The sequence below is a fragment of the Burkholderia sp. BCC1640 genome, assembly GCF_902833125.1.
GTDB classification, from domain to species: Bacteria; Pseudomonadota; Gammaproteobacteria; order Burkholderiales; family Burkholderiaceae; genus Burkholderia; species Burkholderia diffusa.
In genome coordinates, this window is record NZ_CADFEF010000065.1 from 1 (window position 1) to 9629 (window position 9629).

Here is a 9629-nt window from a genome sequence, read left to right on the forward strand (position 1 = left end):
ACCTCAATGATCTTCCTCTTGGACACTCTGATGCCGTCGGCCCGTGAGGATCCACCTTCCTGAGCCTCCCACGCTCGTGGATCGCGAGGGTGGGAGACGTTCATTTCATTCCTCCGGCAGCGAGGCCGAGTGCGCTATCCATTAATAGGATGGTCCGCCCCTCCCGCAGTCGCATAATCGGCGGTGACACGTACAACTTCCGACGAGGTGTGTCATGAGTCAGCCTGTCAAACCTGTCGTGGTTCGCATGGGCATCGACATCGGCAAATCAGCGTTTCACGTCGTCGGACTCGATTTCGCTGGCAAGCCGGTGTTCAGAAACCGCTTCACTCGCGAAAGCCTCATCGAATTTCTCGCCCGTGCGTCACCAACAGTTGTCGGGATGGAGGCCTGCCCTGGCAGTAACTGGCTTGCTCGTAAGGCCGCCCTCTCCGGTCACGAGGTCCGGATAGTCCCCGCGCAGTTCGACAAACCGTTCGTCAAGTCCAACAAGACGGACATGATCGACGCAGAGACGATCGCCGAAGCAATCTCCCGTCCTACCATGCGCTTCGCACAGCCGAAGACAGAGGCCCAGCTCGATTTACAAGCGCTACACCGTGTCCGGCAACGGCTCGTTTCCAACAAGACGTCCGTCATCAATCAGGCCCGTGCTTTTCTACTCGAATATGGTCTCACCATCAGTGTCGGCGCCGCATACTTCGTCCGTGACATGCCATCGATTCTCTCAGATGACCAAAACGGACTGACTCCGTCGATGCGCCGCCTGCTCGAGGAGCTATGGCAGGAATATCGTTCCATCGAGGCACGTCTGCTGCAACTTCGGCAGCAAATCGAATCTATTGCCAGCGCCGACGATGCTGCTACCCGACTGACATCAGTGCCGGGTATCGGCCAACTCACAGCGACGGCCATTACTGCTTTCGCCGGGACAGGCACTCAATTCAAATCCGGTCGGCATCTGGCTGCCTGGCTTGGGCTTGTGCCGAAGAAATTCTCGACGGGTGGCAAACAGTGCTTGCTCGGAATCAGTAAGCGCGGCAATCCCTATTTGCGCAAGCTGCTTGTGCACGGCGCTCGTTCCTGCGTGCTGCATCTCGATCGAACAAAAGATCATCTCGGCGCCTGGATAGCCCGAATGGAAGCACGGGGCATACATCGCAACAAGATCATCGTCGCTTTGGCCAACAAGCTCGCAAGAATTTCGTGGGCCGTGCTGACCCGCCAAGGTGCGTTCTATCTTAGGCAACCGAAACAGCAGTAGGAGGTAATGAACACCCTTCCAAGTTTGCAGGCTGATACCTGATGACGAAACCGTGCTACGGCGTTCGGTAAACCCGGGACAAAAAAGCGGTCCTTGAGGTCAGTCCATTTATTGGGAACCGAGCGCGCATATCCCAACATGGCCTTGCCGCCAAAAGCGGCTGACTGGCGAGAGGCCGGATACATTTACGCAAACTGCTTCGTCACACAGAACCCGCTTGCAAAACCGGGGCGGACCATACATTTTTGCCCGGCCGTACTCGACTGCTTCTCGGAGAATCTCGTTCTCCATAGTCTTCTTGCCGAGCATCCGTTGCAGCTCGCGAATCTGCTTGAGCACATCGGCCCGCTCCGATGCCGGAACCACTTCCTCGCCAGCCTTGACTGCTGACAGGCTCCCGTCCTGGTACAGCTTGCGCCGATGGAACAGCTGGTTCGGGTTCACGCCGTGCTGGCGCGCGACTATCGAAACCGACTTCCCCGGCTCGAAGTTCTCGCGCACCATCGCCAGCTTCTGCTCCGCCGTCCAGCGCCGCCGACGCTCTGGGCCCGTCAACACTTCCATCACTTCCTGCCTGGTGTTAGTCAAAAACACAGTCTTATGCCTACCCGCTAGTTTAAGCGAGAGGCTACATCCGGTGTTTCAGGGGGCTGCTCCAAACAGATAACGGCAGAGCGCGTTATGCAACGAGGGCAATACAGCAAAGACGCTAGTGAGGACGAGGATCTGCATCAACTGGGTTGACCACTCGCCGACAAACCGTGTATGGGCGCTAAACACAAACGTGATGGGATTGGCAGTCGCCTCATGCTTAACGTTCTGACCTGAATAGGCGAGGGAAACTTCACGGTAATGCCAACTTCGCCCATCTGAAGACACTACCTGGCATTGGCTCGGTAATCGCCATGACTATCCTCGCCGCGGTCGGCGACCTGCACCGCGTCGGTCACCGTCATCTACTGTACGAAGTACTAAGGAAAGTAAGGTCCAGCACACACCCACTTATTGCTCGCGCAAGATCCGGTAAGGCCGGCGCCACAGCAGACCCTCATCGCACTGGCAGGGCGATGCAGCGACGTCCTATTCGCCGTGCTTCGTGATGGCACCATTTACCAACCCAAGTCAGCACCTAACGCTTGACGAGAGACATAGGGGCACCTCGACGAGCTAGAGAAGAACGCTAGCCTGAAAGCCGCCACCCCGTTGACAATCACGCACACTGGCGTCCCCCTTGCCTTGGGGCGAGCCATTGTGCGCCCCGCTTTGAACACACTGATAAGGATATTTACAAAATCCTTAATGTTGGAGTTTTCTTGCAATTTTTAACATAAAACATCATTTTTATACTCATTAATCCCACATTTTTTGGACTTTTCTTCCAATTCCCTGCTTCCAGCTGATGCCACTGCGCCCCCATGTGCAGGTGGCACGACGAACAGCGCCGGGGCTTAGTCAATGCCTCGTGCTGAATTTTTTCTGGTTATCATCTTCGCCAGATTCAATTGGAGTATGCAACAGTGTCCGAGACGTTCTTGGTTGCGCACGGTAGCCAACGCCGCCTCTAGTCCTGCCAGCAGCAAGTTTGCTTTGGCTGCAGCCGGGTTCGGATTCTTGAACGGACATATTGGTTAGATCATGAACCTGCACGCTGAAACACGGTGCTTCTCGGATGTGTTCCTCCATTCCCAGGCGATCGTGAACTGGTCGCAGCACTACGATCAGATCAGTCCCGGCACCGCCACGACGTCGCTGCGCCAGGTTGCCGGCCAGCGCTTTCACGTCTTTCGCGAACGCATCAACCAGCGCGTCATGCAACACGGGATGGCGCCGCGCGACCGCCTCTGCTTCGCGCTGCCGATCGCCAGCTCGGTCGCGCCGGTGGTCCAGGGGCGCACCGTCGAGCGCCCGAGCCTGCTAACCTTGCGCGGCGGCGAGGAGTTCGTCGCCCATCTTCCTTGCGATACCGAAGTGCTCGCGTTCACGATCGATCGCACGCTCACGGCCGATCGCGCACTCGACGAACTCGCGAACCTACCCGCGCGCGTGCTGAAGCAGCCGGTGCTGCCCATCTCGCCCGCGCGTTACGGCCATGCGTTGGATGGCCTCGAGCGCGTGCTCTGCCAGGCGCTCGACAGCGGTTCGCTCACGGCGCGCGATGCGTTCGACGAACGCGTGCTCGCGCACAGCGTCGTCGGCATCCTGCTCGACCTCGTGCAGTCCGATGAATCGGATGCCGGTGCGCTGCCGTCGGCATCAACGCAAAGCTACATCGTTCGCCGCAGCCAGGAAATCGCGCTGGAAAGCGACGACGTGCCGACGGTCATCGATCTCTGTTATCACCTTCGAATCAGCCGCCGTACGCTGCAATACAGCTTCCAGAACGTCGTCGGCACCACGCCGACGGCCTACCTCCGCTCGATCCGGCTGAACGCGGTGCGACGCTTCCTGATGACGACACCCGAGACGATGCGGATCGGCGACGCGGCGGCGCAATTCGGCTTTTGCCACTTCGGGCGCTTCTCCGCGTACTACCAGCAACATTTCCACGAGTTGCCGTCGCACACGCCGCGCCTGAGCTGAGACCGCGCGTGCACGGCACGCTGCGCCGTCGTATCCGGGTAATCCCCTGCCGCCCGACGCACGCGGATTGCCGATAGCGGACAACGTCCCGCTTTTCGGCACCGTAAATTTTGTCGTCGGCCTGCTCGCGCGCTCCGTGCGCGTCACCGGGCGGCCGTCAAAGCGCACACCTGTGTCGCCGGCGGAAGGCAGCCTCCACTGCCGGATCGTCAGGATCGGCCCGCGACACAGGGACATTGATCAGGCATGCCGGTGTCGACTCCTGACGGACGATCCGGCCAGCAGGACTACTCATGAACGAACTGTCATCCCGGTCCGAAGCGGGGCTCAGCAAAAACGCAGTCGGACTTTCACACATCGTCTTCTTCGTCGTCGCCGCGGCCGCGCCGCTCACCGCGATGGTCGGCGCGACGCCCGCCGCATTCTCGCTCGGCAACGGCCCCGGCGTGCCGGGCGTATTCGTGCTGGCGGGCGTGATGTACCTGATCTTCAGCATCGGTTATGCAGCGATGAGCCGGCACATCTCCAATGCGGGCGCGTTTTATGCGTATATCGCGAACGGGCTCGGGCGCCCGGTCGGCGTGGGCGGCGCGTTCGTCGCGATCGTCGCGTACAACGCCGTGCAGATCGCGATCTACTGCATGTTCGGCTTCTTCCTGAACAACGGCGTCCAGCAGCACTACGGCATCGACGTTCCGTGGTGGACGTTCGCGCTGGCCTGCGTCGTCGCCGTCCACTTCTGCGGCGCGCGGCACATCGAGTTCAGCGGGCGGCTGCTCGGCATGCTGATGATCGGCGAGATCGCGATCGTGATGCTGCTCGATCTCGCGATCGTCGTGCACGGCGCGAGCGCCGGCGGCTTCAGCGCGAAGCCGTTCAGCCCCGCGATGGTGTTCACGCCCGGCCTCGGCACCGCGCTCGTGTTCGTGCTCGGCTCGTACATGGGCTTCGAGGCGACGGCGATCTTCTCCGAGGAAGCCCGCGACCCGAAACGCACGATCCCGCGCGCTACGTACCTGGCCGTGATCCTGATCATGGTGTTCTACGCGCTGTCGTCGTGGGCGATCGTCGAGGCGTGGGGCGAAGGGCAGATCGCCGCGCAGGCGAACCGCGATCCGGCCAACCTGTGGTTTGCCGTCAGCGGCCGGCTGCTCGGCACCATCGCGACGGACGCGATGAACGTGCTGCTCGTCACGAGCCTGTTCGCGGCCATCCTGTCGTTCCACAACACGATCACGCGCTATTTCTACGCGATGGGCCGCGAACGCGTGCTGTGGCGCAAGCTCGGCCATACGTGCCCCGTGCATCGCTGCCCCGACGTCGCCGGGAAAGTGCAGACGCTGATCGCGCTCGCGGCCATCGCCGGCTCCGCCGCCTTCCGCCTCGATCCGTTCGCGGTCGTGTTCTCGTGGATGAGCGCACTGGCCACGATCGGCATCATCGCGGTGCAGATCCTCGTCGCGGCCTCGGTCATCGCGTTCTTCGCGCGCGACCACCGTGACACCAGCCTCGTGCACCGCCTGATCGCGCCGCTCGTCAGCGTGATCGCGCTCGGCGCCTGCCTCGTGCTGGTCGTGCGCAACCTGTCCGTGCTGAGCGGATCGGATTCGACCTTCGTCGCGATGTTCCCGTATTTCCTGCTCGCCATCGGCGCGCTCGGCATCCGCGCCGCGCTGCGCCTGAAGCGCAGCGATCCCGACCTGTATCGCGAACTCGGACGCGCCGTCCAGTAGTCGCCACCCCGCCGGTGCCGCGCGCGGCACCGGCATCGCGTTGCCCCACCCCTGACGCTTTCCCGCTGCCGGCGCGACACGCATCGACGCGTCGCGCCGGCGCGCCTTTGCGCGGGTATTCCCTATCCCGATCGCGCGACAACGATTGCCGATAGCGGACAAGGCCCGCCATTTCATCGACATACAGTGGATCCGACGTTGAAGCCGGACCGTGGCAGCCGCCATCGCCTCGACCGGCCCGGCCCGGTCCGACGATTCGCCCCTGGAAATACGGAAACCATGATGAAAATTCAGAACCTGATCGGCGGCCGGCATTGCGACGCATCTGCCGGCCGCACCTTCGAAAAGCGGGCGCCGGCGACCGGCGACTATGTCGCCGCCGTGCCCGCGTCGACCGCCGAAGACGTCGATCGCGCGGTGCGCGCCGCGCACGGCGCATTGCACGACGACGTATGGGCGCGCGCGGGCGGCTCGGCCCGGGCCCGCTGGCTGCTTCGGCTGGCGGACCTGGTCGAGCGCGACGGCGACGCGCTGGCAAACCTCCTGGCCGTCGAACAAGGCCGTCCGCTTGCCGAGATGCGCATGATGGACATCCCGATGTGCATCGACACGCTGCGCTACTTCGCCGGCTGGGCCGACAAGCTCGAGGGCCGCACGATTCCGACCGACGGCTTCATGGGCCGCCCGACGCTCAGCTACACGCGGCGCGCGCCGGTGGGCGTCGCCGGCCAGATCATCCCGTGGAACGCGCCGCTGATGATCGCCGTGTGGAAACTCGCGCCGGCGCTCGCGGCCGGCTGCCCGGTGGTCATCAAGCCGTCGGAGGACACGCCGCTGGCGCTGCACCGGCTCGGCGAACTCGTCTGCGAGGCCGGCCTTCCCGCCGGCGTCGTCAACATCGTCCACGGCGTCGGTTCGGAAGTCGGCGCCGCGCTGGTCGCGCACCCGCTCGTCAGCAAGATCAGCTTCACCGGCAGCACCGAAGTCGGCCGTGCGATCGCTGGCGCAGCGGCCAGGACCTTCAAGCGCGTCACGCTCGAACTCGGCGGCAAGGCCGCGCAGATCGTGTTCGCGGATGCCGATCTCGACCGCGCGATCCCGTCGCTGATGGCCGGCATGTTCGCGAACCAGGGGCAGACGTGCGCGGCCGGCTCGCGCGTGCTCGCGCACCGCTCGATCGCACGCGCCCTCGAAGAGCGCCTCGCCGACGCCGCCCGCGCCATCCGCGTCGGCCCGCCGTCGGAACCCGGCGTGCAAATGGGCGCGCTCATCAACCCACGTCACCTCGCGCGCGTGCGCGCGCACGTCGAAGGCGCGCTCGCCGAAGGGGCGGTGCTGCTCGCCGGCGACGAACAGGTGCCGCCGCGCGGCTGCTTCATGCGCCCGACGATTCTCGGCGGCGTGCATCCGGACATGCGGATCGCCCGCGAAGAAGTGTTCGGCCCGGTCGGCATGGTCATGCCGTTCGACACCGAGGACGAAGCGGTCCACATCGCCAACGACACCCCGTTCGGCCTGTCCGCGTCGGTCTGGACGCAGGACGTCGGCACCGCGCACCGCATCGCCGAGCGGCTCGACGTCGGCGCGGTCGCCATCAATGCCTGGAGCCCGATCGACGCGCGCCTGCCGTGGGGCGGCACCAAGCAGAGCGGGATCGGGCGCGACCTGTCGACGGCCGCGCTCGATTCGTACCTCGAGGAAAAGATCATCACCGCAGCCCTGTGATCCCGCGGCGCACGTCGCGCCGCACTGTGTTCAAGCACTTCGTGAGAGAACCACCATGGACTACCAAAAGCGACAAAAGCGATTCTGGCACCCGATGAGCTCGGCGGCCGCCGGCCATACGACCCCCACCGTGATCATCGAGCGCGGCGACGGCAACTACGTGTACGACGTCGAGGGCCACCGCATGCTCGACGGCGTCGGCGGACTGTGGAACGTCAACGTCGGCCACAACCGGCCGGAAGTGAAGGCCGCGATCGCCCGCCAGATGGACGAGCTGTCCTACTACCAGACCTTCGACGGCGTCGCCCATCTGCGCGTGTACGACCTGGCCGACCGCCTGTGCGCGATGTTCGCGCAGGAAGACATGCAGCGGGTGATGTTCGGCAGCGGCGGTTCCGACGCGGTCGAGACCGCGCTCAAGATGGCACGCCAGTACTGGGTCGCCGCGGGCGAGCCGTCGCGCACGAAATTCCTGTCGCTACGCAACGGCTATCACGGCGTGCACGTCGGCGGCACGTCGATCGGCGGCAACGGCGTCTACCATTACAATCACGGTCCGCTGCTGCCCGGCTGCGTACTGCTCGACACGCCTTGGCTCTATCGCAACCCGTGGAACTGCGACGATCCTCAGCAACTCGTCGAGCATTGCATCCAGCAACTCGAGGAAACGATCGCGTTCCATGGCCCGCAGACCATCGCCGCGTTCGTCGCCGAACCGGTGCAGGGTGCCGGCGGCCTGATCGTGCCGCCCGCCGACTACTGGGCGCGCGTGCGCGCCGTGTGCGACAGGAACGGCATCCTGCTGATCGCCGACGAGGTGGTCACCGGTTTCGGCCGCACCGGCAGCCTGCTCGGCAGTCGCGGATGGGGCGTCGCCCCCGACATCCTGTGCGTCGCCAAGGGCATTTCCGCCGGCTACGTGCCGCTCGGCGCGACGCTGTACAACGGTCGCATCGCGCAGGCGATCGAACAGGGCACGGGTTTCTCGCACATGGTCATGCACGGTTATACGTACAGCGGGCATCCGCTCGCGTGCGCCGCGTCGCTCGCGGTGCTCGACATCGTCGAAGCCGAGGATCTGCCGGGCAATGCGGCACGGGTGGGCCAGCGCCTGCTCGAGCATCTGCTGCCGCTGAAGGCCGACTTCGAGACCGTCGGCGACGTCCGCGGCAAGGGGCTGATGCTGGCGCTCGATCTCGTGACCGACAAGGTCAGCCGCACGCCGCTCGATCCGGGCAAGGGGTTCGCGGCGCGCGTGGCCGATGCGGCGCGCAAGCGCGGCGTGCTGGTCCGGGCGATCGCCAACAAGGTCGTGATGTCGCCGCCGTTGACGCTGCAGCAGGGCGAGGCCGACTTCATTGCGGTGACGCTGCGCGAGGCACTGCAGGAGTGCTGCGCGGATTCGCGATCGATCGCCTAACCGCGCGGACAGCCGGGCGCACGGACTTTTCGTCGAAGGTTCGTGCGCCGCGATCCGGCCTCGGTTCGACGAAGATCGCCGCGGGACGTCGAAGTCGACGATCGGCATCTCGCCTGTCGCAATTTCGCTTTCAAGGAAGACAAGTCACATGGAAAACCAGGCCATTGCATTCACCGACGAGAAATACCCGCTCGCGCTTCGGCTGCTTCACTGGGTCAGGGCGATCCTGATCGGCGCGCAGCTCTGGACCGGATGGACCATGGTCCGGCTCGACGACAACCTGCCGGCCAAGTTCGACTGGTACTACCCGACCCACAAGGAGTTCGGCGTGCTCACGCTGCTGGTGGTCCTGACGCAACTGGCGATTCGCTCGATGAAGCCGTTGCCTCCGCTGCCGTCGAGCCTGCCGAAGCTGGACCGGAAGCTCGCCAAGATCGCGCACTACCTGCTGTACGCGCTGGCGATCAGCGTGCCGCTGATGGGTTATTCGATGTCCAGCACGTATACGCAGAGCGACGGCGTGCCGTTCTTCTTTGTCCGCGTACCCGAGCTGCTGCCGAAGAACGACCACTGGTTCGAGGCATTCCAGTGGCTGCACAAGACGCTGGCCTATACGCTGCTTGCGCTCATCGTCCTGCATATCCTCGCGGCACTGAAACACCGGTTCTTCGACTCGAACCGAGAAAACGACGTATTGCGGCGCATGCTGTAACGCCGCGGCAATACAGGGCCGCGATCCCGGCGACGTTCCGCATGCGGGTCGCTCGACCACGGCGGCCCGGGGCGGTTTCAAGGGCGAAGTGCAACACCTCGCGGGTTACTGAACAGGAGCGCGATCCGTGGGGTTAGCCAGAATCTGAGCAAGGATTTCCAGAGGCGTGTGCCAGTTCAGCGTGGCCCGCGGACG

General features: G+C 64.0%; 6 protein-coding genes and 2 pseudogenes. 7 read left to right on the forward strand and 1 reads right to left on the reverse strand.

All coding sequences use genetic code 11. The features are described 5' to 3' along the window. Positions 1-214 precede the first annotated feature (214 nt). On the forward strand, positions 215-1264 hold the full coding sequence (locus HWX25_RS32205) for an IS110 family transposase (protein WP_244135330.1): 1050 nt from the start codon (positions 215-217) through the stop codon (positions 1262-1264). A 168-nt stretch (positions 1265-1432) separates the two neighbouring features. Here the strand turns inward: HWX25_RS32205 and HWX25_RS32210 are convergent. Then, positions 1433-1828, reverse strand: a pseudogene (locus HWX25_RS32210) (transposase); the annotation flags it as partial. Between the two features lie 439 nt (positions 1829-2267). On the opposite strand from HWX25_RS32210, the pseudogene HWX25_RS32220 reads away from it, so the two are divergent. From HWX25_RS32220 to HWX25_RS32245, 6 genes and pseudogenes are all read left to right on the forward strand, one after another. Then, positions 2268-2404, forward strand: a pseudogene (locus HWX25_RS32220) (IS110 family transposase); the annotation flags it as partial. A 495-nt stretch (positions 2405-2899) separates the two neighbouring features. Beyond that, positions 2900-3844 carry a helix-turn-helix domain-containing protein gene (locus tag HWX25_RS32225; protein WP_175912598.1) on the forward strand — a complete coding sequence of 315 codons (945 nt, stop codon included), beginning with the start codon at positions 2900-2902 and terminating at the stop codon, positions 3842-3844. 293 nt (positions 3845-4137) lie between these two features. Next, on the forward strand, positions 4138-5577 hold the full coding sequence (locus tag HWX25_RS32230; protein ID WP_175912600.1) for an APC family permease: 1440 nt from the start codon (positions 4138-4140) through the stop codon (positions 5575-5577). Between the two features lie 279 nt (positions 5578-5856). Then, the gene (locus HWX25_RS32235; RefSeq protein ID WP_175912602.1) at positions 5857-7302 is read left to right on the forward strand and encodes an aldehyde dehydrogenase family protein; all 1446 of its coding nucleotides are present in this window, start codon (positions 5857-5859) and stop codon (positions 7300-7302) included. Positions 7303-7357: 55 nt separating this feature from the next. Beyond that, entirely contained in the window at positions 7358-8722 is a 1365-nt protein-coding gene (locus HWX25_RS32240; protein WP_175912604.1) for an aspartate aminotransferase family protein, read from the forward strand. Between the two features lie 148 nt (positions 8723-8870). Beyond that, positions 8871-9434 (forward strand): cytochrome b/b6 domain-containing protein, encoded by a 564-nt coding sequence (locus HWX25_RS32245; protein WP_175912606.1) that lies wholly within the window; start codon positions 8871-8873, stop codon positions 9432-9434. The last annotated feature ends 195 nt before the right edge of the window (positions 9435-9629 follow it).